Source organism: Mesorhizobium sp. U510 (assembly GCF_059180695.1).
Genome location: NZ_CP180532.1, coordinates 5115216 through 5141621, shown reverse-complemented (window position 1 = coordinate 5141621; position 26406 = coordinate 5115216). Strand labels below are relative to the sequence as shown.

The following is a 26406-nucleotide window of genomic DNA, read 5'->3' as shown; positions in this document are numbered from 1 at the left end:
ATGCCGGCAGGCAGATGAGGGGCGGCGCGAACGTTTGCCTTATTCTGGGGCGCTGGCGCGGCCCCTCATCCGACCCTATCGGGCCACCTTCTCCCCGTGAAACGGGGAGAAGGACGAGGGCGCTACATTCTCGTCCGTTCCGCCTTCGGATCATACATCGGCTTCAGCGAGGCTTCCGCCGCAAACCGCTCGCCGGCGATCTCGATCTCGTAGGACGAGGCCAGCACATCGGCCTCGCTCTCGCCCTGGCACGGCACATAGCCGAGCCCGATCGCGCCGCCGAGATGGTGGCCGTAATTGCCCGAGGTGATCGGGCCGACGATCTTGCCGTCGCGCAGGATGGCTTCATTGTGGAAGAGCAGGGGCTGCGGGTCTTTCAACCGGAACTGCACCAGCCGGCGGTTCAATCCGGCCTCCTTCTTCTTCAGCACCGCATCGCGGCCGATGAAGTCGCCCTTGGCCGTCTTCACCGCGAAGCCGAGGCCGGCTTCCAGCACATTGTCCTCGTCAGTGATGTCGTGGCCGAAATGCCGAAAGGCCTTTTCGATGCGGCAGGAATCCAGAGTGTGCAGGCCGCAGAGTTTCAGCCCGACATCGGCGCCCGCCTCGTCGATCGCCTCGAAGACATGGGCGGCCTGGTCGGTCGAGACATAGAGCTCCCAGCCGAGTTCGCCGACATAGGTGACGCGGTGGGCGCGGGCGAGGCCCATGCCGATCTCGATCTCCTGGAACGTGCCGAACGGGTTGTTCTCGTTGGAGAAGTCGTTGGGGCTGACTTTCTGGATCAGCTTTCGCGCATCCGGACCCATCAGGCAGAGCACGCTTTCCGCCGCCGTGACATCGGTGATGACGACGAACTCCTCGCCGACATGCCGGCGCAGCCAGGCCAGATCGCGCTGCAGCGTGGCGCCTGGGACGACGAGGAAGTAGGCGGTGTCCGACAGGCGCGAGACCGTGAGATCGCTCTCGATGCCGCCGCGCTGGTTGAGCATCTGGGTATAGACGATCTTGCCCGGTGCCACGTCCATGTCGTTGGCGCACAGCCTTTGCAGGAAGGCACAGGCATCGCGGCCCTCGACGCGGATCTTGCCGAACGAGGTCATGTCGAACAGGCCGACCTTGTTGCGGACCGCCAGATGTTCCTCGCGCTGGTTGTCGAACCAGTTCTGCCGCTTCCAGGAATAGCGGTATTCGCGCTCCTGGCCGTCGCGGGCGAACCAGTTGGCGCGCTCCCAGCCGGCGACCTCGCCGAACACGGCGCCGCGCGCCTTCAGGTGCTCATGCAGGGGTGAGCGGCGCACACCGCGCGACGTCGCCATCTGCCGATAGGGGAAATGGTCTGCATAGAGCAGGCCGAGCGTTTCGGAGACGCGCTGCTTGAGATAGCGGCGGTTCTTCTGGAATGGCTGGGCACGGCGGATGTCGACTTCCCAGAGGTCGAACGGCGCTTCGCCATCGTTGATCCACTGCGCCAGTGCCATGCCGGCGCCGCCGGAGGAGACGATGCCGATCGAATTGTAGCCGGTCGCCATCCAGTAGCCGGACAGTTCCGGCGCCTCGCCGAGATAGTAGCGGTCGTCCGGGGTAAAACTCTCGGGGCCGTTGAAGAAGGTGTGGATGCCGGCGGTGGCCAGCATCGGCATGCGGTTGACGCCCATTTCGAGGATCGGTTCGAAATGGTCCATATCCTCCGGCAATTGGTCGAAGCAGAAATCCTCGCGGATGCCGTCCATGCCCCATGGCTTGGCCACCGGCTCGAAGGCGCCGAGCATCATTTTGCCGGCGTCTTCCTTGTAGTAGGCGCATTCGTCGGGAACGCGCAGCACCGGCAAGCGGGAGAGGCCGGGGATAGGCTCGGTGACGAGGTAGAAATGCTCGCAGGCGTGCAGCGGAATGGTGACGCCGTTCTGGGCGCCGAGTTCGCGGGCCCACATGCCGGCGCAGTTGACGACAATGTCGGCCTCGATCATGCCCTTTTCGTTGCCCTGCGCCCAGGACACGCCGGTGACGCGGCCGTTCCTGGTATGGACTTTGGTGACCTTCACATTCTCGACGATGGCAGCACCCCGCTGGCGCGCGCCCTTGGCTAGAGCCATGGCGATGTTGGCGGGGTCGCACTGGCCGTCGAGCGGCAGATGCACGGCGCCGACGACGTCGGAGACGTTGAGATGTGGATACATCTCTTTGACTTCATTCGGCGAAATCTCGCGCACGTCGACATCGAAGGCACGCGCCAGCGATGCCTGCCGGTAGATCTCGTGCTTGCGCTCCTCGGTGAGCGCGACCGTGATCGAGCCGACCTGGCGCATGCCGGTGCCGACCTCGGTCTCGGCTTCCAGCTTGACGTAGAGGTCGGCCGAATATTTCGCCAGCCGCGTCATGTTCTGCGAGCCGCGCAACTGGCCGATCAGGCCGGCGGCATGCCAGGTCGTGCCCGAGGTCAGCTGCTTGCGCTCCAGAAGCACGATGTCGGTCCAGCCGAGCTTGGCCAGGTGATAGGCGACCGAACAGCCGGAAACGCCACCGCCGATGATCACCGCCGTCGCTTTGGTAGGAATGGCCTTGGTGGGGATGCTCTTGGTCATGCGGCCTCGCGGCGATAGCTGGAAGCAAAACGGCGCAGCCGAGCGGCCGCCTCCTGCAGTACGGGCTCGGGCTGGCAGAGGCTGATGCGGATGTGGCCGGCGGCGGCTTCGCCGAAGCTGGAGCCGGGCATCACGCCGACCTTCTCCTGGTCGAGGAGGGCCCAGGCGAATTTTTCGTCATCCGGTTCGACATCGGATATGTCGAGCATGACATACATGCCGCCTTCGGAACCGCGCACGCTGACATTGTTCATGCCGCGCACGGCATCCAGCAGGACGGTGCGGCGCGCCGCGTAGCGCTCGGCGATCTCCTTGACGCCGTAACGGTTCTCGAGTGCCTCGGCGCACGCGATCGAGATGAAGGCCGGCAGGCCGTATGTCGTCACCAGATTGAGGTTGATGAGCAGCGTAATCATATCCTGCGGACCGGTCAGCCAGCCCATGCGCCAGCCGGTCATGCCATGGCTCTTGGACATGGAATTGATGACCAGCGTGCGCTCGGCCATGCCGGGTAGCGAGCGTGGCGAGACATGCTCGCCGCCGCCCAGCGTCCAGTAGACCTCGTCCGACAGCAGCCAGAGATCATGCTCGCGGCAGATTTCGGCCAACTGTTCCAGCCGCTCGCGCGAATAGACCGCACCTGTCGGGTTGTTCGGCGTGTTGATCAGGATGGCGCGCGTGTTGGGCTTGAGTGCCGCGCGGATCATGTCCGCGCGGGGCTGAAAACCGTCCTCGGCCGGCGTTTCGACGACGGTGAAACTCGCGCCGGCGGCGCTGAATGTGTTGGGATAGGTGGCATAGTACGGCGCCACGACGATGGCATGATCGCCCTGGTCGAGAACGGCCTGCACGGCCGCATAAAGGGCCGCCTGGCCACCCGGCGTGGCGATGACTTGATCGGGCGTCGTCTCGACGCCGGTGCAGGCGCTGGAGGCGGCCGCCATTGCCTGGCGCAGGCGCGGCAGGCCGGGAAGCGGCGTGTAATGGTGATTGCTGCCGCGAACCGCGGTTACGCAGGCCTCGACCGTTTGCGAGGGCGTGTCGAAGTCGTGATCGCCGACCGACAGCATGATGATGTCCTCGCCGGCTTCCTTGCGGGTCCAGGCGGCGAAATGAACCTCCCAGCCATCCTTGCCCGAAGGCACGATGCCGGAGATGCGAGACGATGGTCTAGGCATGCAAAACCCCCGAAATTTCGTAACCGTCCTGCTGCAGCCGATCGCGCAGCGCGGCAATGTGCGGCGGTCCGACTTCGCAGCAGCCGCCGACGATGTCAGCACCTGCCTCCACCCAGCCGATCGCTTGCTCGGCATAGGCGTCCGGGCCGAGGTCGTGGCGGGCGTGCAGCACATCGACGGTACCGCCGTGCTTGAGCGCTTCCGTGGAGGTGAAGCCATTGGCATAGGCGCCGACCGGGCCGCCGAGGTCGATCAGTTCAGGCAAGGCGGCGGCGATCGCTTCCGGCCGGCAGCAGTTGAGCAGCCGCGCCGCTATCGGCAGGCCATCGAGCGCGCTTGCCGCGGCGGCTATTGTTTCACCGCTGCGCAGCCGCGGCGCGCCGTGATCGGCGAGCGTCCACGACACCCAGACCGGCTTGCCGCTTTCCGATGCCGCGGTGACGGCCGCGCGCGCCTCATCGGCAGAGGCCATGGTTTCGCAGAGGAACAGATCGACGCCATCCGCCTGCTCGGCAACGATGCGGCGGTAGATGTCAAGCGTCTCCTGGTAAGAGATGGTCAGCGCAGGGGCGTAGCTGCCGAAAAGCGGCGACAGGCAGCCGGCGATCGCTGCGTCGCCGGCTGCGTCACACGCTTGCCGGGCCAATTCGATGCCGCGCTTCTGCAACGGCTTGAACAGGTCCTCGGCACCCTCGCGCGCCAGGCGCTCAGGTGTCGCCGAATAGGTATTGATGGTGATCACGCGGGCGCCGGCGCGGATGAATTCGGCATGCAGGTCGCGCACCAGATCGGGTTCGTCGATCAGGACCCTGGCCGACCACAACGGCGTCGGCTCGGATTTGCTGCGCCGGACCAGTTCCTGGCCCATGCCACCATCGGTGAGGATGACATTCTTCATGCGCGCAGCCTCTCGTTCCTGGGATCCCAGAGCGGCTCGTCCTTCTGCACGACCGCCTGGAAACGGTCGCCGAAGATTTCGACCTCGACGGAGGTGCCTGGCTCGGTCAAATCCACGCGCAGCATGCCGAGCGCGATCGACTTGTCGATGCGATGGCCCCAGCCGCCTGACGTGGTCTCGCCGACGATCTGGCCGCCATGCCACAGCGTCGACATGTAGGGCGCGTCGCAATCACCGGGGTTTTCGACGACCAGCGTGACGAAGCGCTTCTTCACGCCTTGCTGCTTCTCGTTCTGCAGTGCTGCCTTGCCGCGGAAATCGGGCTTCTCCCATTTGACGAAGCGCTCGAGCCCGCCCTGCAGGATAGAATAGTCGGTCGACAGATCGCCCTTCCAGGCGCGGTAGCCCTTCTCAAGCCTGAGCGAATCCAGCGCGTACATGCCGAACGGCTTCAGTCCATGCTTCTGCCCGGCCGCCCAGATGGCGTCGAAGATGGCGCCGGTGTCACCGATCTTGGTGTGGATTTCCCAGCCGAGTTCGCCGGCAAAGGAGACGCGCACCAGCTTGGCCCAGCGGCCGGCTATCCTGGTTTCCTGATGCGTCAGCCACGGTAGGGCGAGGTCGGCGTCGCAGACATCGGCGAGGATTCTTCGCGAATTTGGGCCGGCCAGGATCTGAGTGGAATAGTCCTCGGTGCGGTCGGTCAGGGTGAAGGCCGCATCCCCGGGCATGCGCGACTTCAGCCATTCGAAATCATGCCATTGCGCGACCGCCGCGGTGATCAGCGTCATCTGGTCCTCGCCGTGGCGCACGACCGACATTTCGGTGACGATGCGGCCCTTGTCGTCGGCGAAATAGACCAGGCCGATGCGGCCGGGCTTCGGCACCAGTCCGGTGACCTGCAGGCTTAGCCATTCGGCGGCGCCGGGGCCTTCGAGGTTGAAGCGCGAGAAACCCGGCAGGTCGAGTATGCCGGCGGCGTCACGCACGGCCAGGCATTCTTCGCGCACGCGATGCTGCCAGGGTCCGTCGCGGCGGAAGGTCAGTGTTGCTCCCTCCGAGATGTCGTCGCCGGGTTGCGCATACCAGGTGGCGCGTTCCCAGCCATTATAGGCGTCGAAGCGGCCGCCGAGCGCCTTTGTGCGGTCGTGGATCGGTGACAGTTTACGGTCGCGACCTTCCGGCCAGGCATGGCGCGGGAACTGGATGGCGTATTCATTGCCGTAGATTTCCATGCCCTTGGCGACGCAATAGTCTGGCGCCGAGGCAAAGGACGTAAAGCGGCGCGGATCGCAGGACCACATGTCCCATTCGGTCTGGCCCTGCGTGACCCATTCGGCCAGCACCTTGCCGGCGCCACCACCCTGGGCGATGCCGAAGGTGAAGACGCAGGCCTCGAAGGCGTTGGGCACGCCGGGCATCGGGCCGATCAGCGGGTTACCGTCCGGCGCATAGGGGATCGGTCCGTTGATGACTTTAGACAGGCCGGCGGTACCCAGGATCGGCACGCGGGCGACGGCGTCTGCCAAATAATGTTCCAGCCGGTCGAGATCGTCGGGGAAGAGTTGGAAGGAAAAATCCTCCGGCATCGGATCGCCAGGGGTGGCCCAATGCGCGCGGCAATTGCGCTCATAGGGGCCGAGATTCATGCCGGCCTTTTCCTGGCGAAGATAATAGGACGTATCGACATCGCGCAGCAGCGGCAGTTTCTTGCCTTGTTCCTTCGACCAGGCCGCCAGTTCCGGAATTTCCTCGAACAGGATGTATTGGTGGCTCATCACCATCATCGGCACCTCGCGGCCGAACATCCGGCCGACTTCGGCGGCACGATAACCGGCGGCGTTGACAACGATCTCGCAGCGGATCTCGCCTTGCGGCGTGGTCACCACCCATTCGTCCTTCTCACGGCGCACCCCGGTGACGGGACAGAAGCGGATGATTTTCGCCCCAAGGTCACGCGCGCCCTTGGCCAGCGCCTGGGTCAATTGCGCCGGGTCGATGTCGCCGTCGCTCGGGTCATAGAGCGCGCCCTTCAAATCATGCGTCTCGATGAAGGGATAACGGCGCTTGATCTCGTCGACGCCGACCACGTCGATGTCCATGCCCTGATAGCGGCCCATGCCCTTGGCGCGCTGGAATTCCTGCATGCGCTCTTTTGTATGGGCAAGGCGCAGCGAGCCGGTGACGTGGTAATTCATGGGATAGTCGACCGCGTCGGCGAGGCCGCGGTAAAGCTCGGTGGAATAGCGCTGCATGTTCATCAGCGACCAGGACGAGGAGAAGGTCGGCACATTGCCGGCGGCATGCCAGGTCGAGCCCGATGTCAGCTCGTTCTTCTCCAGGAGCACGCAATCGGTCCAGCCTGCCTTGGCGAGATGATACAGCGAGGAGGTACCGACGACGCCACCTCCGATGATCACCACGCGCGCCGTGCTCGGCAAACCCGCCATGTTCTTCTCCCAGACCGAAGCGCGTCGCGCTTCTATTTCTTGTTTTGATGCATGTCGCCCAAAACCGCTGCACACTTTTGGGCGACATGCATTTCAATAAACCGGTGGCGAAACCACCCAGATGACAACCGCCGGCTCGGTGCCTGGATTGCGCCAGCGATAGGGCTTGCCTTCGAAGCGGAAGGAATCGCCTTCGCCGAGTCGGTGCCAGACGCCAGCTATCTCGATCTCGAAAATACCCGAGGCGAGATAGCCGGCTTCCTCGGTCGGCCGCAGCTGCTCGGTCTTCATCTGCGCGCCCGGCGCGAAGATCGAGCGCACCATCTCGAAGCTACCACCGAGATCGGGCGACAGGAGTTCTTCCACCAGGCCGGTCTCGCTGGTGCCAAGGGTGCGGCGCCTGCCGGCGCGCACCACCACGCCGCGCTCGCTTTCGACCGGCACGTCATGGCTGAAGAACAGGCTGATCGGCACACCGAACAGTTCGGCGAACGCCCTGAGATCGCTGAGCGACGGCGTCGACAGGCCGCGTTCGACCTGGCTGACCCAGCCGACCGAACGGCCGAGTTTCAGCGCGATTTCGGCGAGCGTCAGCCCGCGTGCCCGGCGCAGCGCGCGGATATCGCTGGCCAGCACGCGTTCGTCAGGTCCCTGCAATGTTCGTGCGGTAGGAGACGCCAAAACGCTCACTTCATGAAAATTTCAATCCGAATTTCATGAGAAATCAAGCTCATGAAAAAATCAAGTAGATTTTCACCAATGCTCAAGATTTGCTTGCAGGATTTTCACGGTTCATGCAAAGGCTCCGCCGCGAGCGGCGAGTGGGGACGTCCGATCGACGCAATGGCTAAGGGACGGCCCATGTTGGAAAAGAAGGCTCGAATCGCGGATGAGGCCGAGATCGTCGACGAGGCGATCGTGTCGCGCCGTTCGGTGCGCGCGTTTTTGCCCGACATGATCGACGACAACACCGTTCGCGACATTCTGGCGGTTGCGGCACGCGCGCCGTCCGGCACCAACATGCAGCCATGGCGGGTCTACGTCACCAAGGGTGAGACCAAGCAGCAGATATCGGATGCCATTCTGAATTCCGGTATCCGCGCCGAAAAGGCCGACTGGGACGAGTATCGCTACTATCCCACCCAGTTCTTCGAACCTTATCTGACGCGGCGGCGCGCCAACGGTTTCGGTCTCTACGGCGCGCTCGGCATCGGCCGCCGCGAGGTCGACAAGATGCGTGCCCAGCACGACCGCAACTTCGTCTTCTTCGACGCGCCCGTCGGCATGATCTTCACCATCGATCGCCGCCTCAACCAGGGCTCGTGGATCGACTACGGCATGTTCCTGCAGAACATCATGGTCGCGGCGCGGGGCAGGGGCCTGCACACATGTCCGCAGGCGGCCTTCGCGCCCTACCACCGGCAGATCCGGCCGGTGCTCAACATTCCCGACGAGGAGATCGTCGTCTGCGGCATGGCGCTCGGCTATGAGGACACCTCCAAGCCGGAAAACGCCTTCCGCACCGACCGCGTGCCGCTGGAAGAGTGGGTGACGTTCAGCGAATAGAGCGGCTGCTGACTTCAGCTATTCGGTATTCATCTGCATGCCATGGCCGCTGACATGGGCGCCGTCCTGGGGCGTCAGCTTGAGGTAGGCAAGCAGCGCGCAGAGCGTGATGAGGCCCTCGATCGCGAACAGGATCCGGAAATCATTGGTCACGGCAGGCCCGCCGCCGGCCAGGAACGACAGCATGGCCGCCGCCAGGCCGACGCTGACCGCCACCGCCAGCTGCCAGAGGATGTAGTAGAGCGCGCTGAAGCGAGCGAGCTGGTCTGGGGCGATGTCGGAATAGGCGAGGTTGCCGGTCGAGGCCCATTGAACAGACCGAAAGACGCCGAAAGCAAAGATATAGCCAAGCACGATCCAGACCGGCGTGGTCGCCTGCATCAAGGCGAAGCCGGCGACCATGGCGGCAACAACAGGCGTGTTGAAGACCAGGACGCGGCGGAAGCCGAACCGGTTGAGGACGCGCGGCATGAAGAAACGCATGATCACCGAGCCGAGCGCGGCAACGAAGGTCAGCGATCCCGCCTGCACCGCGCTCATGCCGAAGCCGAGCTGGAACATCAGCGGCAGCAGGAAGGCGACGGAACTCAGCCCGATCGTGTCCAGCCCGCCGCCGGTGAGGAACGAGATGCGGAAGGTGCGGATGCGCAGGAGCTTGAGATCGAGCAGGGGATTGGGTACGCGCAGGCAGTAGAGCGAGGCAATCGACAGGATGATGACCGCCAGCGCCAGTTCGCCGGCAATCATACCGCCGCCGGCGTCTTTGGCGGCAAGCGAATCCATGCCGAACACCAGCAGGATCATGCCGCTGCCGACCAGCAGGAAGCCTGGAAAATCGAACCGCGTGCGAACGGGCTTGGTCATGGTCGGGAACAGCGACGCGGCAAGGACTGCCGCCGCCAGCGCGAACGGCACGTTGATGAAGAAAATCCAGCGCCAGGAAATGTAGGTGGTCAGAGCGCCGCCGACGAGCGGCCCGACGAGCGGCCCGGTCTGGCTTGCCACCGAGATATACATGTTGATTTTCAGCGTCCGGTTGCGCGGGAAGCTCGACAGGATGACGACCTGGCCGAGCGTGCCCATCAGTGCCCCGCCAAATCCCTGCAGCGCGCGGGCGCCGACCAGTTTCCAGATGTTATCAGACAGGCCGCAGAGCGCCGACGAGGTGGCGAACACCAGCAAGGCAAAGCAGTAGACGTTGCGCAGGCCGAAGCGGTCGGCGGCCCAGCCGCCGAGCGGCATCGAGATGATCAGGCTGGCGACATAGACGGTGATCAACAGGCCGAGCTGGCTCGGCGGGCGGGCGAGGCTTTCGCCGATGCCGGGCAGCGCCGTCACCACGACATTCTGGTCGAGGCTGGTCATGAACACGCCGCAGGCGACCGTTAGCGGCAGCAGGAGCAAGGCTCTGGCCGACACATCGGCGCGATCCGTGGCGCCGGCGGATAGTTCTGCGGTCATGGGGATGTTCGAACCAAACGAATGTGCCGAGCCTGAGACGGGATTTTTATCCCTTAGGCCGATCTGGCGGCCATGTTGTTCCACCATGGCCGCCCGCGGCGCGATTCTCTAGCGGCAGAACCGGCGGGCATTGAGGCCAGAAGCAGGGGCGAAGCGGCCATATGCCGCCACCGCCTACTGCACCTCGTAGCCGACTTCCTCGCTGGCATGGCAGAGCGCCTTCCAGAACGAACGTGCAAAGGAGCGGAAGACGTAGATGTCGAACTGGTCGGCGCCGGTGCGCTGAATCTGGGCGAAGACGTCGTGGTGAGCGGTCGACCGCCCGGCGCCGACCGGGAAGGCCGGCAGCGCGAAGTCGATGGCGAAGAATTTCGCCAGCACCCATTCGGCCTTCGGCCCCGCGATGCGGATGGCGGTGCGACCATGGGACAGGTCCGTCACCGTGCCGATGGCAGGCGTCACCGCCTTGGCAAAAGCCGCGGCCAGCCCTTCCGCCTCGTCGGCCACGGTGAATTTTCCCGGCGCGAAGCCGAACACCGATTTCACGCCGTCGCTCGAGCCCCCGCCGGCGCCGTCCGGCAGCGCCAGCCCGGTGACGCTGCGGATGGCAGCGATCAGTTTCTTCTCCTCGCCCGGCCAGGCGGCGAGCTGAACGATCGAGCCCGGCCTCGTCTCGGTCAGCAGGATCTCGACGCCATGCTCGAAATTGCCATGCGAGCCGACATGAAACTCCGGCTCGAGGGAGGATTGGCGCTCAACCATGCATGCGGGTCCCTTCCGGATCGTAGAAATGGTTGGAGACGATCTCGACCGGTCCGAACCTATTGCGCAAGGGATCGGAGACATGGGCACGCGTGCCGTGTCGTGCCTTGCCGCCCTGGACCAGCGCCAGCGCGATATGTTTGCCGAGTGCCGGGGAATAGCAGCAGGCGGTGATGTGTCCGATCGATCCGTGCGGATTGGCCTCGTCCAACGCCTCAACAATGTGCGCGCCGCCACTGAGCGGCCGGTTGTCGAGCGCGATCAGGCCGACCAGTTCCAACCGATCGGACGCGATCAGGCCTTCGCGGTCCATCATCGCCGAGCCGATGAAGGGCTTCTTCTTCGACAGCATCCAGTCGAGATGCAGGTCGCGCGCAGTGGTGCGGCCGTCGATCTCCGCGCCAGTGACATGGCCCTTCTCGATGCGCATCGTGCCCAGCGCCTCGAGCCCGTAGGTGACCAGGCCGAACGGCTTGCCGGCTTCGATCAGCGCTTCCCAGACATGGGTGCCATAGCCGGCGCCGGAATAGACCTCGAAGGCCATTTCGCCGGAGAAGGAAAGCCGGCAAATCATCACCGGCACGCCTGCGATCTGGCCACGGACGATGCCCATGAAGGGCAGTGTCGCATTGTCGACCGCGGTGCCTATGACGCAGGCGGCGAGGATCTGCCTGGCTTTCGGGCCGCCGATCGCCGCACCCGCCCATTCGTCGGTCACCGAAGTGACGTGAACCTTGAGGTCCGGCCAGATCACGTCGAGGAAGTATTCCAGATGCTGCATCACCTTGCCGGCATTGGCCGTCGTGGTGGTCATCAGGAAATCCTGTTCGCCGAGCCGCCAGGTGGTGCCGTCGTCGAAAGCGAAGCCGTCCTCGCGCAGCATCAGCCCGTAGCGCGCCTTGCCGACGGCGAGCGTCGAAAACATGTTGGTGTAGACGCGGTCGAGGAACGCGGCGGCATCGGGGCCCTGCACGGCGATCTTGCCCAGCGTCGAGACATCGACGATGCCAGCACTTTCACGCGTCGCCTTGGCTTCGCGCACATAGGCCTGCTCGATCGTTTCGCCTGAAAGCCCGTAGATCATCGGCCGGTACCAGAGGCCGGCGGAATACATGGTCGCGCCATTGGCGAGGTGCCAATCATGCATCGGCGTCAGCCGCTCCGGCTTCAGGTCGCCAAAGCGCTCCGCCGCCAGCGAGCCAATCGAAACGGGCGCGAAGGGCGGCCGGAAGCGCGTCGTGCCGACTTCGGGGATCGGCTTGCCCAGCGCCTCGGCCATGATGGCGAGGCCGGGAACGTTGGAGCTCTTGCCCTGGTCGGTGGCCATGCCGAGCGTGGTGTAGCGCTTCAGATGCTCTACCGAGACGAAGCCTTCGCGGTGCGCCAGCCGGACATCCTCCGCCGTCACGTCATGCTGGAAGTCGACAAAGCTCTTGCCCTTGGCCCTGATCTCGAACACAGGCGCCGGATCGGGATCTCCGTGGACGGCTTCGACCGTGGGCAATGCCGCCGGCGTGCTCGTTCCGCCGGCCGCTGCAAGGCCGGCGGCGCGGCCTTCGGCGATGGCCTCTGCGGTGGAAAAACTGCCGGTGAAAGCGCCGGCGCCAATCCACTGCTGTGTCGGCCCATGCTGCGTCGGCTTCGGCGGCAGGAATGCCTGGCGTGCGGCATTCCATTCCGCTTTGGCGCCGGCCTGGCTGGCCAGATGAATGGTCGGCGACCAGCCGCCGGACATCAGCAGGCAGTCGGCATGGATGCTTCGCTCATCGCCGGTGAGCGCGCCGGTGACCATGTCGAAACGCTGAACCTTGACGCCGGACAGCGCCTTGCCGCCCTCGGTGGCGACCACGGCATGGCCCGCAAAGATCTCGGCCTCGGCTTCCGTGGCCAGCTTGCGCATCTCTGGCGAAAGCTCGGACCTGACGTCGGCGATGGCAACGATCGCCGCACCGGCCTTCTTCAGGGCGACGGCCGCGCGATAGGCGCTGTCATTGTTGGTGAACAGCGCGATCCGCTCGCCCGGCAGCACGCCGAACTCGTTGGCATAGCGCTCCGCCGCATGCGCCAGCATCACGCCCGGCCTGTCATTGCCGGGGAAGACCAGCGGCCGTTCGAAGGCGCCGGTGGCCAGCACCACCGATCTGGCACGGATCGCCCAATAGCGATGGCGCGGCTCGCCCTTGGCGGGCTGCTCCTTGTGGTCGCTGACCCGTTCGAGCGCGGCAAGCGTGTTGTTGTCGTAATAGCCCCACACCGTGGTGCGCGGCAAAAGCCGGACATTGTCACGGCCTTCGAGCTGGGTGACGGTGCGGCGCGCCCAATCGGCGGCCGGCGCGCCATCGATGGTTTCGTCCGACCAGTTGGTCGAGCCGCCAAAACGCGGCTCGAGATCGGCCAGCATGACGCGGGCGCCCTGATCGGCGGCGGCCTTGGCGGCCATCAGGCCGGCCGGGCCGGAGCCGACCACCAGCACGTCACAAAAAGCGTTCATGCGTTCGTAGCGGGCGGGATCCTTCGCCGATCCGGCGCTGCCCAGACCAGCGGCGCGGCGAATGAAATGCTCGCAGAACATCCAGAAATGCGTGCCTTTCAGCGGACCGATCACCGGCCCCATGAAAGTCTTGTAGTAGAAGCCGGCCGACAGGATCTTGCCGCCGAGCTGGTTGACGGCATGGATATCCCAGGCCAGGGAAGGGAAACGGTTCTGGCTGATCGCCACCAGCCCATCATGAATCTCGACCATGGTCGCTGGAATGTTAGGCTCGCGCACCTCGCCCTTCAGCACCGTCACCAGCGCGTTGGGCTCCTCGACGCCCGCGGTCAGCAGGCCGCGCGGACGGTGGTATTTGAACGAGCGGCCGAAAAGCGTGACGCCGTTGGCCAGCAGCGCTGAGGCCAGCGTGTCGCCGGCATGGCCGGTAAAGGCAACGCCGTCGAAGGTGAAGCGGATCGTCTTCAGCCGGTCGATGCGGCCGCCAGTGTCGGTGCGGCGCGGGCTCATGCCTTGTCCTCCGCCTTGCGGCGCGCGGTTGAGGCATGATCGCCGCGCACGAAGGCGACGCTCGAAATCTCATGCGTCAGCGTGTTGCGCACGACGCGCAGATGCGTGCGACAACCGCCGGAATGCTGCCAAATCTCATTGTGGTCGCCGGCCGGGTTCAGCCGGTCATAGACATAGGCGTTCCACGCCTCGAAATTCTGCGAGGCCGGGTCGGGACGTTCGCGGTTGCCGTCGCCCTGATAGGTGAATTCGATGACGTCGCGCGGGCCGCAATAGGGACAGGTGATCAACATCGAATATTCCTAATGCAGCCTGGGGTTCGCGCCCTGGCCCTTGTCGTCGATGACGAGGCCTCGGTGGAAGCGATCGAGGGTGAACGGCGCGTTGAAATCGTGCGGCTCATCCTTGGCGATGGTCCAGGCGAAGGTCCAGCCGGAGGCCGGCGTCGCCTTGAAGCCGCCGTAGCACCAGCCGCAGTTGAGATACATGCCGGGCAGGGGACCGGTGGTGATGATCGGCGAACCGTCCATCGACATGTCGCAGACACCGCCCCACGAACGCAGCATGCGCACACGCGCAAGGCCCGGAAACAGCGCCAGCATCTCGCTCATCACCTCGTCGACGATGGGCAAGTTGCCGCGCTGGGCATAGCTGTTGTAGCCGTCGATATCGCCGCCATAGACAAGGCCGCCCTTGTCGGACTGCGACATATAGAAATGGCCCATGCCGAAGGTCACGACCGTGTCGATGAAGGGTTTTAGCGATTCCGTCACGAAGGCCTGCAGCACATGGCTCTCGATCGGCATCGTCTCGATGCCGGCCAACCGCATGACGCGTCCGGTGCTGCCGGCCACGGCGACCGCCACCTTCTTGGCCCTGATGTCGCCGCGCGACGTGGTGACGCCGGTGACGCGATCGCCATCGCGCAGGAAGCCGGTGACCTCGCAATTCTCGATGATGTCGACGCCGCGCCGGTCGGCGCCGCGCGCATAACCCCAGGCCACCGCATCGTGACGGGCGGTGCCGGCGCGCCGTTGCATCAGGCCGCCGACGACGGGAAAGCGTGCGTCGCTGGAGATATCGAGCGCCGGGATCAGGCGCTTGATCTGCGCCGGCGTCATCAGTTCGGCGTCGACGCCGAGATGGCGCATGGCGTTGCCGCGCCTTGCATAGTCGTCGAACTGCGCCGGCGTATGCGCCAGGTTCAGGCAGCCGCGCTGCGAGAACATGACGTTGTAGTTGAGTTCGTGCGACAGGCCCTCCCATAGCTTCATCGAATGTTCGTAGAAGCGGGTGTTGGCGGGCAACAGGTAGTTCGAGCGCACGGCCGTTGTGTTGCGGCCGACATTGCCGGAGCCGAGCCAGCTCTTTTCCAGCACGGCGACATTGGTGATGCCGTGCTCCTTGGCCAGATAGTAGGCGGTCGCCAGCCCGTGGCCGCCGCCACCAATGATGATGACGTCATAGGAAGCCTTCGGGTCCGGCTTGCGCCAGGCCGGCTTCCAGTCCTTGTTTCCCTTGAGCGCGTTCGCGAGCAGCGAAAAGGCCGAGTACTCTGCCATCATTGTCATCCGGTTCGGGCGATGCGGCAGACTATAGAGCAGGCCGCATCCGCAAAGCCAATATTGCGCCATGGCCTTTCGACTGGCCGACGCCGCGATGCGACGGCTTGCCCGACGATATGGCCGTCTTTATCAAGGACAGGCTTTTTAAATGCCGTTGCCGCCCGTGAGTCGCCAATAGTCATGTTTTTGAGATTGCTTCGCCTCGTTTTGGTTTTCACGCTGGTCATTTCGGCGTCGCCTTCGTTCGAGGCGATGGCGCAGGCGCTTGGCCAGGGCTCCATCGGCCTGATCACCGATCAGCAGAAAGTCATCCAGGGCCTGACGGCCAAGACGGACGATCTCGAGAAGAAGATGCAGCAGGACGGTGAGGACGACGCCTCGCTCGTGGACATCCGTCTGCAACTGGAGGATCTGTCGCGGGCGGCGCTGACCAGCGCGGTGGCGTTTCGTCCGCGGCTTACAGACATCAACAATCGCATCGAGGTGCTAGGCCCGCCGCCGGCCGCGGGCCAGCCGCAGGAGCCAGACATCGTGACCGGCGAGCGCCAAGCGCTGGCGTCGGAAAAGGCCGAGATCAACGCGGTCGTCGCCAGCGCGCAGAACCTGTCGATCCGCATCAGCGGGCTGATCGACAAGATCGGCAATATGCGCAGCGAGCAGTTCCGCAACTTCTTGACCAAGCGCTACGCACTGTCCGAGGCGCTGAGCCCACAGGTGTTTTCCGACGCCCGGGACGAATACGCCAACTTTTACAAGGCGGTGTCGTCCTGGCTGAGTTTCGCTTTCAAGTTCAAGTTCCAGGCCGTCCTCGCGGCAACCTTCGTGGCGCTCGGGCTGGCGCTGGTGCTGCTGGTCGGCGGCAGGCGGCTTTTCGGGCGTATATTCGAAGCTGATCCGACGGTCGAGGATCCGTCCTATCTCAGCCGCCTGTCTGTAGCCTTCTGGTCGACCTTGCTGCCGACGCTGGCGGTCGGCGTGTTCTTGGCCTCCACGGTGTTCTTTTTCAACTATTACAATGTGTTGCGCGGCGACATCGGCGTCTTCCTGAATGCGCTGGCGGCCGTCATCGCGGTGGTGTTCTGCGTCAACCGGCTGACCAATGCCGCGCTTGAGCCGCGGCTGCCGAACTGGCGGCTTATTCCCGTCCAAACCGGCCCGGCGCGCTGGCTGGTGCGGCTTACAACCGCCATGGCCGTGGTCATCGGCGTCAACAATTTCCTGTCGATCATCAACGACAAGATGGGCTCGCCACTGTCGCTGACCATCGCCCGCAGTTTCGTCGCCACCATTGTCGTCGGCATCATCCTGATTCTGATGGCGATGCTGCGGCCGTTCAAGGCACGCGACGGAAGCTGGCGGCCGTGGCCGGCTTGGCTGCGCTATCTGGCGCTGGCGCTTGGCCTGTTCACCATCGCCGCCGCCCTGCTTGGCTATATCGGCCTTGCCCTGTTCGTCTCGCTGCAGGTCGTGGTCACCGGTACGGCGCTGATCACCGCCTATATCGGCTTCCTGTCGGCGCAGGCGATCGGCGAGGAGGGGGCGTTCGCCAACACCACTGTCGGGCGCTGGCTGTCGGCCAACTCCAGCTACGAAGACGCCGCCCTCGACCAGCTCGGCCTTGTCGTCAGTGTCGCCATCAATTTGATGATCGTGCTGGTCTTCCTGCCACTGATCCTTTTGATGTGGGGCTTCCAGCCCGGCGACATCCAGGCCTGGGCCTACAAGCTGGCGACCGGGATCACCATCGGCTCGGTGACGATTTCGGTCACCGGAATCCTTTCGGGCATCATCGTCTTCATCATCGGCTATTTCCTCACGCGCTGGTTCCAGGGCTGGCTCGACGGGTCGGTGATGGCGCGCGGCAAGGTCGATACGGGCGTGCGCAATTCGATCCGGCTGGCGGTCGGCTATGCCGGCGTCGCCGTGGCGGGGCTGGTCGGCATATCGGCGGCGGGTATCGACCTCTCCAGCCTGGCTCTGGTCGCCGGCGCGCTTTCCCTCGGTATCGGTTTCGGCCTGCAGAATGTCGTCTCCAACTTCGTCTCCGGCCTGATCCTTTTGGCCGAGCGGCCGTTCAAGGTCGGCGACTGGATCGTCGCCGGCGACGTCAGCGGCACGGTCAAGAAGATCAGCGTGCGCGCCACCGAGATCGAGACTTTCCAACGGCAGTCGGTGATCTTGCCCAATTCAAACCTGATCAACAACGCCGTCGGCAACTGGACGCACCGGAACAAGCTCGGCCGTATCGAGATCAAGGTCGGCGTCGCCTATGGCAGCGACGTCAAGCAGGTGCATGCCATCCTGCTGGAAATCGCGCGCAGCCATGCGATGGTGCTTAAGAACCCCGAGCCCTTCGTGCTGTTTTCCAATTTCGGCGCGGCCGCGCTCGAGTTCGAAATCCGCGTGTTCCTGGCCGATATCATGAACGGCAGCGTCGTGCAGAACGACATTCGTTTTGCCGTGCTTGAGAAGTTCAGCGACCTGCATATCGAGATCCCGTCGACGCCGCGCGCTGTCGTCGAGGTGAACAAGCCCAAGGCCTGGCCAACCGACGACGACAAGATCGAGGCCGACTTCGCCGAACAGGAACAGGCAAAGGTGGAAGCCGCGGCCGAAGCGAAAAAACTCGCCAAATCTGGACGCAAGGCGCGCAAGCCCGATCCCAGCTAGGGCCGGTTGCCGTCAGCCTCTCGCGACCAACGCCTCCAGCGCCGGGCGAAGATCGGTCTTGCCGCGTCTGACTTCGCCGACACCGTGCTCGACATCGATGCGGCCGGCATTGTGGGCGTCGAACATCGCGGCGACCAGTCCGGCATAACTCGTGCCGATGCCACCGCCGATGAGGGCGGGAACCCAGTCCTGCCTTGGCAATTCGCGAGCGACGATCGCGCGGCCGGCAATGTCGCCAAGCGTTCGCGCCACATCGGCTGCGCTGTAGCGATTTGGCCCTTCGGCGTGGACCACGTGCAGCGCATCGCCGCTGCCCGAAAGGAGGAGATCCGCCGCCATCAGCCCGACATCGCCGGCCGACACTGTCGGAAAGGATTTGGTCACGGGATGGTGCAGGCTCTGCAGCACGCCGGTCTCGATTGCCCGGCCGACCAAGCGGTCCCAATTCTGCATGTGCTCGGCGGAACGCAGCACCGTCAGGGCTGCCGGTATCGTCCTCAACTGCGTTTCCAAATGATGGAACGTGAGCGTGATGCCGGTGCCGGCGGCAAGCTGGGCGCCATAGTCCGAGATCGCCAGAATTCTTTGCGGTCTGACTTGATCGAGTGCATTCACAACGGATCGAATGGTGGCTTCCATCTCCGCCGAAGCATCATCGGCGCGGACGCTGGTTGGACAGATGACCTGAACGGCGGTGGCGCCCCTTGTTGCCCGCGCCAACGCCGGCGTATCGCGCAGATCGGCAATCTCCGCCTCGCAACCGAGCGCACGGAACTCCTCGGCGTGCGACGGGTTTCGCACCAAGGTTCTGAGTGGAACGTGATGCCTGCGAAGCGCACCAATCGTGGCCCGTCCGATCTTTCCTGCCGCGCCCAACACAACAAACATGCCCGTGTCCTTCATCCTGACCAGTGGGACGTCAGGAATGCCGAATGGGCGGGCGAAGCCCGCTTCCAGCGCGATCTGGCTGAGCGGCATTTTCCCCTGATACAGCAAGGTCCTGGCCCGCTCGACCCGGCGACGGATGACATATTGGTGGGGAGGCATGCCGAAGGTGCGGCGAAACAGCACTTTCAGATGCGAGACGCTGATGGCTGCCACTTGCGCCATCTCATCCAGCGAAAGATCCTGGTCGAGATTGGCTTCGATGAAATCGGTCAGCCTGCGCTTCTGGCCGAAAGAGAGCATTTGTCTGGCTGGAGCTTCCGGCTTTGAAGCGCCCTGGATGATCTGGACCGCCAGCGCCTTGGCCAGGCTTTCGAAATACAGCCGGTCGGATGGCACATCCGGGTTCAGACCGGTCGCCAGCGCATGGGCGATGTGTTCGATCCTCGCATCGCGGCGCTGGAACTGCGGATTGACGACGACCCTGTCCGGGTCGATATCGAGGTCCTCGGCAGCGCGCCGAACCAGCGCCGGACTGACCCACAGCCGCAGGATGGTGCAGTCCGCGTCATCCTTCCAGTCGCCATCGAGCCCGGCGGGCACAATATCGATGTCGCCGTCCGACTGGACCCGGCGGTGATGTTTTCCATCGCAATGGCACGACGCGTTGACCGGCGCTCCGACGTGGATTCCAAGCCGATGGTTGATGGATGCGGGTACATAGTGGGTCAGCCCCGCGGCAATCCTTCGCGACTCAACGCCAACGCCGATCGTTTCAAGCCAGTTGTCGTGCATGGTCTCTTTTTCGCGTTGCGCCTCGGCATCATATCGTGCCGGCCAGCGAAATTAACAGGGTCGGGCGTATGCTTGCGGACAGGCCAAAACCAATTGCGGCATGAATGCGGCATTCAGTTGCGGTTCAGCTTCCATCTCATATAAGCTCCCATGCAAAGGGCGAAAATGCCTTGCGAAATGCAACAGAGGCGGTGGGAACACCGATATTGCAACATGTGGAAGTCTCTCGTCACTGCCGTGGCCTTGCTCGCCGTGAGCGGCTCGGCCCATGCCGCCAGCGCGGTCAACAAGGACGCCGAGACCCGCACGCTGGTCGTGACGGAAGGCGGCAGCAAGACCGACCTTGCGCTGGCCGGTGGTGAAACCGTCGAATTCTGCCAGAACGGCTGCTTCGTCACCTTGCCGAACGGTGACCTTGAAGCCCTGACCGGCTCGGAAACCGTCGAAATCTCGGGCGGCGTCGCCCGCATCAAGTAACCCAGGCGGCATGATTGGAAAGGCCGGGCATTTGCTCGGCCTTTTATCGTTTCCGGTAGCGCTTGTTTAACAATGACGCCGGAAATACCGCCGCGGCAGCCGCCTGCAACCAGGCGTTTTAACGTTCGCTACGCCATCCCTCGCTATACCAGAGTCAAGACGCCGAAAAGCGGCGCGCAACGGGATTCCGGTTTTCCGGATCATACGCTGGCAGGGCAGGACGGGCATGGATGCGCGGTCGGACAGGAACGCAATACCGCTTGCGGTCGATCTCGACGGCACGCTGATCGCGACCGACCTGTTGTGGGAAGGCTTGTTCCTCCTCCTCAAGAAGAACCCGCTCTATATCTTTCTGGTGCCGTTCTGGGCCGCCGGCGGGCCGGCGCGGCTGAAGCAGGCGATCGCACAGCGCATCGATATCGACCCCGCGACGCTGCCCTATCGCGCGCCGCTGCTCGACCGGCTGCGCGCCGAGCACGGCGAAGGCCGCAAGATCGTGCTGGCGACCGGTACGCCGCGCAAATTCGCCGACGCCATATCAGCCCATCTCGGCATCTTCGAGCGGGTGCTGGCGACCGACGGCCTAGACAACCTCACATCCGGCAAGAAGCGCGCCTCGCTGATATCAGCCTATGGCGATGGCGGCTTCGACTATGCCGGTAACAGCCGCCATGATCTCCAGGTCTTCGACGCCGCGCGCAATGCAATCGTCGTCGCGCCCGACCGCCATGCGGCGCGCTGGCAAGCAGCGCATGGCGCCGAAACCATGCCGGCGCCGAAGCCGACCTTGCGGACCATCATCAAGATGCTGCGCGTGCATCAGTGGCTCAAGAACTCGCTGATCGCCGTGCCGATGGTGCTGTCGCACGAATATTTCAACACCAACATGATCTGGCAATGCCTGCTGGCGTTCGTCTCATTCAGCGCGGTGGCGTCGGCGATCTATATCCTCAACGATTTCTTCGATCTGGCGCTCGACCGCAAGCATGTCACCAAGCGCAACAGGCCGTTCGCCTGCGGCGCACTGTCGATCCCGTTCGGTCTGGGCGCGATCGCGGTGCTGCTGGCGATCGGCGTCGGTACCGGGCTGTTCCTGTCGCTCGAATTCCTGGCCGTGCTTGGCGGTTACATGGTCGTCACGACGGCCTATTCGCTGTCGTTCAAGCGCATGCTGCTTGTCGACGTGTTGACGCTGGCCGGCCTCTACTCGATCCGAGTGATCGCCGGTGCTGCCGCAACCGGCGTCGCCGTCTCGTTCTGGCTGCTCGCCTTCTCGATCTTTTTCTTCCTGTCGCTGGCGCTGGTGAAACGCTTCGTCGAACTGCGCACAACCGCCATTCCACCCGGCGAACGCATTGCCGGCCGTGGCTACCGCACGGAAGACCAGGAGATCGTCGCCCAGGCCGGCATGGCCTCCGCCTTCTCCTCGGCGCTGGTTCTGGCGCTCTACATGGACAGTGTCGCGGTGCGCGAGCTTTACCCGCATCCGTGGCTGATCTGGCCGCTGCCGCCGATCGTGCTTTACCTCACCATGCGCGTCTGGATCCTGGCGCGCCGCGACGAGATGAATGACGACCCGGTCGTCTTCATCATTCGCGACTGGCGCAGCCAGATCGTGGTGCTGATCGGCGCCGTGCTGCTGGTCATCGGAGGCTGGTAGGCATGGCCGAACGCTTTTTGAGCTTTGGCCTTGCCACGCCGCCGGCACCACGCGCGATCAACGCCGACGAAGCCATCGCGCTGCTGAAGGGCGGTCAGGCGAAGGAAGCCTCGCTGCTCGCCTACGGCAATGGGCGCTCCTACGGCGATTCCTGCCAGAACCAGGCCGGCGCGGTCGTCGACATGCGGACGCTGAACCGCATCCGCGCCTTCGACGCCGAGACCGGCGTGCTCGAAGCGGATGCCGGTGTGCTGCTGTCCGATATCATCGCGCACGCCGCACCCTACGGTTTCTTTCCGGCGGTGGTTCCGGGCACGCAATTCGTCACGCTCGGCGGCGCCATCGCCAATGACGTGCACGGCAAGAACCATCACCAGCGAGGCACGTTCGGCTGCCATGTCGAAAGCTTCACGCTGCTGCGGTCCGATGGAAAGACCTATCGCTGCTCGGCGACGGACAATCCGCGCCTGCTCGCGGCGACCATCGGCGGCATGGGCCTGACTGGCCTGATGCTCTCGGCCTCGATCCGGCTGATGCGGGTGCCTTCGCTCGACATCGTCGAGAAGACGACGCCGTTTCGTGATCTCGGCGAATTCTTCGATCTGGCCGCGGCGGCGGACCAGGCCAACGAATATGCGGTCGCCTGGATCGATCAACTCGCCGGCGGCCGCAACAGCGGGCGCGGGCTGCTGTTCACCGGCAACCATGCCGAGCATGGCTCGCATGCGGCCTCGCGCGCCGGCGGCAATCTTTCCGTGCCGTTCCAACCGCCGTTCAATGTGCTCAACCGGCCGTTCCTGACCGCTTTCAACGCCGCCTACCGGTGGAAGAAAGGCCAGGCGACCGCGCCGCGCCAGACCGGCTACCACGGTTTCTTCTTTCCGCTCGACGGCGTGCGTGATTGGAACCGGCTTTATGGCCCCAGAGGGCTGTTCCAGCACCAGAGCGTGGTGCCGGAAGAGGCCGCGCGCAGCGTCGTGCCGGAATTGCTCGCGGCTGCCCGGCGAGCCGGGCAGGGGTCCTTCCTCACCGTGCTGAAACGCTTCGGTTCGATCCGCTCGCCGGCGCTGCTGTCATTCCCCAGGCCTGGCTATACGCTGACGCTGGATTTTCCCAACAAGGGAGCGGCGACGCTTGCCCTGCTTGGCGAACTCGACCGCATCACAGTCGCAGCCGGCGGGGCGGTCAATCCCTACAAGGATGCGCGCATGGGTGCGGCAATCCTTGCTGCTTCCTTTGCGGACTGGCCGAGGCTGGAAGCGCTGCGCGACCCTGCCTTCATGTCCGATTTCTGGGCGCGCACGGCCGGCAGCATCGACCTGCGGCGGCGCGGCGTTGAGGCCGCCGAATAGATAAAGATGGAATGAATCGTGGTTAGCGAACGGTTAATCGCAAGGTTTACTCAAAACAGTCTCGTGAGTTCACGAAATCTTTTCGGGTTTGTATTACTGGAAATCACGGGATGGGCGCGCAAGTATGAAATATATCGTCTTCATTCTATTTACAGTCATGACCAATGCCGCTGCGCAGCTCATGCTGAAGCAAGGCATGATGTCGCTTGGCCCGATCTCGTTCGAGGGCGTCAATCCGCTCGTCAAGCTGCTGCAGATCGTCTTCAGCCCCTGGGTGTTCCTCGGGCTCTGCACCTTCGTGATTTCCATGGCCTCGCATCTCTATGTGCTGTCCAAGGTCGAGCTTTCCTTTGCCTATCCGTTCCTTAGCCTCGCCTATGTCGCCGTCGCCATCTTCGCCTATTTCGTCTTTCGCGAGGACCTCAATGGCTGGCGCATCGCCGGCATTGCCTTCATCTGCGTCGGCACGGTGTTGATCGCGCAAAGCGGGCGAGGGCATGAGGACCAGACCGCTTCCATCGCGCCCGACAAGATCCCTGCAAACGAGACCGTTCGATGAGACATGTGATTTTCGGCGGTGACGGCTTCGTCGGCCGCCACCTTGCGCCCAAGCTTGTCGCCGATGGCGAAGAGGTCATCGTCGCCGACATCGCCAGGAGCGACCTTGCGCACTACCGCAACGTCCGGTTCGTCCAATGCGACGTCACCGATCCCGCCTCGGTCGCCGCCGTCGGGCTCAAGGCCGACGACATGGTCTACAATCTGTCGGCCAAGATGCTGTCGCCGATCCAGGTGCGCGCCAAGCGGCACGACTTCTTCTTCCCGGTGAATTTCCACGGCACCGAGCACATCATGCAGGCCATGGACAGGGTTGGTGCGCCGAGGCTCGTCCACTACACGACCGACATGATCTACGGCCACACGGTCACCCAGCCGATGACCGAGGAGCACCCGGTCGCGCCGCTCGGCGAATATGGCTGGTCGAAGCAGAAGACCGAGGAACTCGCCGCCGAATGGCGCACGCGCGGCATGTCGATCTCGCTGTTCCGGCCGCGCCTGATCATCGGCCCCGGCCGGCTCGGCATTCTCGAAAAACTGTTCAAGCTGATCGACTGGAACCTTCCGGTGCCGATGATCGGTTCGGGCAGAAACCCCTATCAGTTCATTTCTGTTTTCGATTGCGCGGAAGCTGCCCGCGCCGCCTGGAAGGCCGGCGTGCCCAACGAGGCCTATAATCTCGGCTCCCTCAACCCGCCGCCGGTGAAGAAATTGCTCGGCGACCTGATCCGCCATGCCGGTTCGAAGTCGATCCTGCTGCCGACGCCGGGCTGGGCGGTCAAGCGCACGCTCGACCTGCTCGATCTCATGAACATGCCGATCATGGATCCGGAGCAATATCTGATCGCCGACGAGGAGTGCGTGCTCGACGTGTCCAAGGCCGAGCGCCAGCTCGGCTGGGTGCCGCAATATCGCGACGAGGACATGCTGATCGCCGCCTACAGCGAATACCGCGCCAAGAAGGCCGGGCCCGCTGTCGCCACCAAACATGTGCCCGCCGAGTAGCAGGCCCGCCAAACTATTCATAGCGCACGACGCTGGTCGTCAGCGCGGACAGGAGATTGAAATGACCGTCATGGCCAAGCCCGAACAGACGAATGCGCGCACCCTGGTGAGCGCGCCGGCGCTGTCGCCCGCAGCAATAGCCAAGCCCGATCTGATCAGTGTCGAGCAGGCCAAGGCGATGGACGTGGCACGCATGACTGACCTGTTCAAGGCGCATCTCAATCCTGGCCAGCTGCATTTCATGAAGCTGCTCGGCTTCCACAAGATCAAGATCGAGCGTGCCGAAGGCATGTTCTACATCGACCAGAACGGCCGCAAGATCCTCGATTTCTTCGGCGGCTTCGGTTCGCTGGCCTTCGGCCACAACCACCCCCGTATCCTGGACGCACGCAAAAAATTCCAGGAGGAGAAGCGCCAGGAAATCGCCATCGCCTTCATGTCGCAATATGCGGCAGCGCTCGCACACAACCTCGCCAAATGCTCGCCCGGCGATCTCGACATGGTGTTCTTGGGCTCGTCCGGCTCCGAAGCAATGGAAGCGGCGGTGAAGCTCGCTGAACGCGCTGCCGGCCCGAAGCGGCCGAAGGTGGTCTATGCCGAGAATTCCTTCCACGGCAAAACCAAGGGCGTGCTCGGCATCACCGACGGCCAGCTCTACCGCGCCGATTTCAAGGTGGCCGACAATACGGTGCGCATTCCCTTCGGCGACATCGAGGCGGTCGAGCGCCTGTTCCGCAGCGATCCGGAGGTCGGCGTCATCGTGCTCGAAACCATCCAGGGCGGCGGCGGCATAATCCAGGCAGAGGCGCAATACTGGCAGAAGCTGCGCGCGCTGTGCGACCAGCATGGCGTGCTGTGGGTCGCCGACGAAGTGCAATGCGGCTATGGCCGCTCGGGCCGCTTCTATGCCTTCGAGCATTACGGTGTCGTTCCCGACGTGACGGCACTGGCCAAGTCGCTCGGCGGCGGCAAGGCGGCGGTCGGCGCGATGATCGCCAGGCGCGACGTTTACATGAAGGCCTATGGCACGCCGAAAACGGCGATGATCCATGCCATGGCAACCTTTGGCGGCATGGGTGAGGCCTGCGTCACCTCGATCGAGGCGCTCAACGTGCTTTATGACGAGGGGCTGATCGACAACGCCGCCGTCACCGGCGACTATCTGCTGCAGCGGCTGCAGGCGCTCAAGGAAAAGTACCCGAAGATCATCAAGGACGTGCGCGGCAAAGGCCTTATGGTCGGGCTGGAGTTCCACGACTTCTCGCAGACCTTGCCGATGGTGCTGCGCCCGGTGGTCAGCGTGCTCGACGACAAGCTGAAGGGCTCGCTGTCCGGTTTCGTCGGCGCGCTGCTGCTGCGCGACTACGACGTGCTCGTCGCCTTCACCGAATACAATCGCAACGTCATTAGGCTCGAGCCGCCGCTGATTTGTCAGCGCGAGCATGTCGACCGCTTCGTCGATGCCTTCGACAGCTTGCTGTCGCGCGGCATCGTTTCGATCGTGAAGGATTTCGTCAAAAGCCAGGTCCGTTAAAGAA

Annotated in this window: 19 protein-coding genes; 8 read left to right on the top strand and 11 right to left on the bottom strand. The window is 63.9% G+C overall.

The features are described 5' to 3' along the window. Positions 1 to 122: 122 nt before the first annotated feature. From ACLGL5_RS26695 to ACLGL5_RS26675, 5 genes are all read right to left on the bottom strand, one after another. Positions 123 to 2585 (bottom strand): GcvT family protein, encoded by a 2463-nt coding sequence (locus tag ACLGL5_RS26695; protein ID WP_069092392.1) that lies wholly within the window; start codon positions 2583 to 2585, stop codon positions 123 to 125. Beyond that, positions 2582 to 3763, bottom strand: a complete 1182-nt coding sequence (locus ACLGL5_RS26690; RefSeq protein WP_069092391.1) for a pyridoxal phosphate-dependent aminotransferase — start codon at positions 3761 to 3763, stop codon at positions 2582 to 2584. Before ACLGL5_RS26690 ends, ACLGL5_RS26695 begins: the two co-directional genes overlap by 4 nt. Further along, positions 3756 to 4661 carry a homocysteine S-methyltransferase family protein gene (locus tag ACLGL5_RS26685; RefSeq protein ID WP_019858738.1) on the bottom strand — a complete coding sequence of 302 codons (906 nt, stop codon included), beginning with the start codon at positions 4659 to 4661 and terminating at the stop codon, positions 3756 to 3758. Before ACLGL5_RS26685 ends, ACLGL5_RS26690 begins: the two co-directional genes overlap by 8 nt. Continuing rightward, positions 4658 to 7111: a GcvT family protein gene (locus ACLGL5_RS26680; RefSeq protein WP_069092390.1), complete on the bottom strand. Its 2454-nt coding sequence runs from the start codon at positions 7109 to 7111 to the stop codon at positions 4658 to 4660. Before ACLGL5_RS26680 ends, ACLGL5_RS26685 begins: the two co-directional genes overlap by 4 nt. 93 nt (positions 7112 to 7204) lie before the next feature. Further along, a complete protein-coding gene (locus ACLGL5_RS26675) occupies positions 7205 to 7747 on the bottom strand; it encodes a helix-turn-helix domain-containing protein (protein ID WP_019858736.1) in 543 nt (180 codons plus the stop codon). 225 nt (positions 7748 to 7972) lie between these two features. On the opposite strand from ACLGL5_RS26675, the gene ACLGL5_RS26670 reads away from it, so the two are divergent. Beyond that, positions 7973 to 8677, top strand: coding sequence for a nitroreductase (locus tag ACLGL5_RS26670; protein WP_069093446.1), 705 nt, complete (start codon positions 7973 to 7975; stop codon positions 8675 to 8677). A gap of 18 nt (positions 8678 to 8695) precedes the next feature. Here ACLGL5_RS26670 and ACLGL5_RS26665 read toward each other — a convergent pair whose 3' ends face one another. The 5 genes from ACLGL5_RS26665 to ACLGL5_RS26645 all read right to left on the bottom strand — a co-directional run bounded on the left by ACLGL5_RS26665 (position 8696) and on the right by ACLGL5_RS26645 (position 15463). After that, positions 8696 to 10138 carry an MFS transporter gene (locus ACLGL5_RS26665; RefSeq protein ID WP_069092389.1) on the bottom strand — a complete coding sequence of 481 codons (1443 nt, stop codon included), beginning with the start codon at positions 10136 to 10138 and terminating at the stop codon, positions 8696 to 8698. 174 nt (positions 10139 to 10312) lie between these two features. Further along, on the bottom strand, positions 10313 to 10900 hold the full coding sequence (locus ACLGL5_RS26660; RefSeq protein WP_069092388.1) for a sarcosine oxidase subunit gamma: 588 nt from the start codon (positions 10898 to 10900) through the stop codon (positions 10313 to 10315). After that, positions 10893 to 13901, bottom strand: a complete 3009-nt coding sequence (locus ACLGL5_RS26655; protein ID WP_069092387.1) for a sarcosine oxidase subunit alpha — start codon at positions 13899 to 13901, stop codon at positions 10893 to 10895. Before ACLGL5_RS26655 ends, ACLGL5_RS26660 begins: the two co-directional genes overlap by 8 nt. Continuing rightward, positions 13898 to 14194, bottom strand: a complete 297-nt coding sequence (locus tag ACLGL5_RS26650; RefSeq protein WP_019858730.1) for a sarcosine oxidase subunit delta — start codon at positions 14192 to 14194, stop codon at positions 13898 to 13900. Before ACLGL5_RS26650 ends, ACLGL5_RS26655 begins: the two co-directional genes overlap by 4 nt. A 9-nt stretch (positions 14195 to 14203) precedes the next feature. Beyond that, positions 14204 to 15463 carry a sarcosine oxidase subunit beta gene (locus ACLGL5_RS26645; protein ID WP_069093445.1) on the bottom strand — a complete coding sequence of 420 codons (1260 nt, stop codon included), beginning with the start codon at positions 15461 to 15463 and terminating at the stop codon, positions 14204 to 14206. A gap of 183 nt (positions 15464 to 15646) precedes the next feature. Between ACLGL5_RS26645 and ACLGL5_RS26640 the strand changes: the two genes are divergently transcribed. Continuing rightward, positions 15647 to 18136, top strand: coding sequence for a mechanosensitive ion channel family protein (locus tag ACLGL5_RS26640; RefSeq protein WP_069092386.1), 2490 nt, complete (start codon positions 15647 to 15649; stop codon positions 18134 to 18136). 12 nt (positions 18137 to 18148) lie between these two features. On the opposite strand, the gene ACLGL5_RS26635 is transcribed toward ACLGL5_RS26640, so the two are convergent. Beyond that, positions 18149 to 19816, bottom strand: a complete 1668-nt coding sequence (locus ACLGL5_RS26635) for a helix-turn-helix domain-containing protein (protein ID WP_348628512.1) — start codon at positions 19814 to 19816, stop codon at positions 18149 to 18151. 213 nt (positions 19817 to 20029) lie between these two features. Here ACLGL5_RS26635 and ACLGL5_RS26630 point away from each other — a divergent pair, with 213 nt between their 5' ends. From ACLGL5_RS26630 to ACLGL5_RS26605, 6 genes are all read left to right on the top strand, one after another. Further along, on the top strand, positions 20030 to 20293 hold the full coding sequence (locus ACLGL5_RS26630) for a hypothetical protein (protein WP_027046960.1): 264 nt from the start codon (positions 20030 to 20032) through the stop codon (positions 20291 to 20293). Positions 20294 to 20519: 226 nt separating this feature from the next. Continuing rightward, positions 20520 to 21953, top strand: coding sequence for a UbiA family prenyltransferase (locus ACLGL5_RS26625; protein ID WP_069092385.1), 1434 nt, complete (start codon positions 20520 to 20522; stop codon positions 21951 to 21953). Between the two features lie 2 nt (positions 21954 to 21955). Further along, positions 21956 to 23305 carry an FAD-binding oxidoreductase gene (locus ACLGL5_RS26620; protein WP_069092384.1) on the top strand — a complete coding sequence of 450 codons (1350 nt, stop codon included), beginning with the start codon at positions 21956 to 21958 and terminating at the stop codon, positions 23303 to 23305. 124 nt (positions 23306 to 23429) lie between these two features. Further along, positions 23430 to 23864, top strand: a complete 435-nt coding sequence (locus ACLGL5_RS26615; protein ID WP_019858723.1) for an EamA family transporter — start codon at positions 23430 to 23432, stop codon at positions 23862 to 23864. Then, positions 23861 to 24868: an NAD-dependent epimerase/dehydratase family protein gene (locus ACLGL5_RS26610; RefSeq protein WP_064984019.1), complete on the top strand. Its 1008-nt coding sequence runs from the start codon at positions 23861 to 23863 to the stop codon at positions 24866 to 24868. Before ACLGL5_RS26615 ends, ACLGL5_RS26610 begins: the two co-directional genes overlap by 4 nt. A gap of 61 nt (positions 24869 to 24929) precedes the next feature. Further along, a complete protein-coding gene (locus ACLGL5_RS26605) occupies positions 24930 to 26402 on the top strand; it encodes an aspartate aminotransferase family protein (protein ID WP_019858721.1) in 1473 nt (490 codons plus the stop codon). The last annotated feature ends 4 nt before the right edge of the window (positions 26403 to 26406 follow it).

Excerpts from the sequence above, each read along its gene's own strand:
- ACLGL5_RS26610 (WP_064984019.1), top strand. The coding sequence starts at position 23,861 with ATGAGACATGTGATTTTCGGCGGTGACGGCTTCGTCGGCCGCCACCTT.
- ACLGL5_RS26645 (WP_069093445.1), bottom strand. The coding sequence starts at position 15,463 with ATGGCAGAGTACTCGGCCTTTTCGCTGCTCGCGAACGCGCTCAAGGGA.
- ACLGL5_RS26615 (WP_019858723.1), top strand. The coding sequence starts at position 23,430 with ATGAAATATATCGTCTTCATTCTATTTACAGTCATGACCAATGCCGCT.
- ACLGL5_RS26695 (WP_069092392.1), bottom strand. The coding sequence starts at position 2,585 with ATGACCAAGAGCATCCCCACCAAGGCCATTCCTACCAAAGCGACGGCG.
- ACLGL5_RS26635 (WP_348628512.1), bottom strand. The coding sequence starts at position 19,816 with ATGCACGACAACTGGCTTGAAACGATCGGCGTTGGCGTTGAGTCGCGA.
- ACLGL5_RS26655 (WP_069092387.1), bottom strand. The coding sequence starts at position 13,901 with ATGAGCCCGCGCCGCACCGACACTGGCGGCCGCATCGACCGGCTGAAG.
- ACLGL5_RS26680 (WP_069092390.1), bottom strand. The coding sequence starts at position 7,111 with ATGGCGGGTTTGCCGAGCACGGCGCGCGTGGTGATCATCGGAGGTGGC.
- ACLGL5_RS26640 (WP_069092386.1), top strand. The coding sequence starts at position 15,647 with ATGTTTTTGAGATTGCTTCGCCTCGTTTTGGTTTTCACGCTGGTCATT.
- ACLGL5_RS26605 (WP_019858721.1), top strand. The coding sequence starts at position 24,930 with ATGACCGTCATGGCCAAGCCCGAACAGACGAATGCGCGCACCCTGGTG.
- ACLGL5_RS26665 (WP_069092389.1), bottom strand. The coding sequence starts at position 10,138 with ATGACCGCAGAACTATCCGCCGGCGCCACGGATCGCGCCGATGTGTCG.
- ACLGL5_RS26670 (WP_069093446.1), top strand. The coding sequence starts at position 7,973 with ATGTTGGAAAAGAAGGCTCGAATCGCGGATGAGGCCGAGATCGTCGAC.
- ACLGL5_RS26660 (WP_069092388.1), bottom strand. The coding sequence starts at position 10,900 with ATGGTTGAGCGCCAATCCTCCCTCGAGCCGGAGTTTCATGTCGGCTCG.
- ACLGL5_RS26650 (WP_019858730.1), bottom strand. The coding sequence starts at position 14,194 with ATGTTGATCACCTGTCCCTATTGCGGCCCGCGCGACGTCATCGAATTC.
- ACLGL5_RS26625 (WP_069092385.1), top strand. The coding sequence starts at position 20,520 with ATGGATGCGCGGTCGGACAGGAACGCAATACCGCTTGCGGTCGATCTC.
- ACLGL5_RS26685 (WP_019858738.1), bottom strand. The coding sequence starts at position 4,661 with ATGAAGAATGTCATCCTCACCGATGGTGGCATGGGCCAGGAACTGGTC.
- ACLGL5_RS26620 (WP_069092384.1), top strand. The coding sequence starts at position 21,956 with ATGGCCGAACGCTTTTTGAGCTTTGGCCTTGCCACGCCGCCGGCACCA.
- ACLGL5_RS26690 (WP_069092391.1), bottom strand. The coding sequence starts at position 3,763 with ATGCCTAGACCATCGTCTCGCATCTCCGGCATCGTGCCTTCGGGCAAG.
- ACLGL5_RS26630 (WP_027046960.1), top strand. The coding sequence starts at position 20,030 with ATGTGGAAGTCTCTCGTCACTGCCGTGGCCTTGCTCGCCGTGAGCGGC.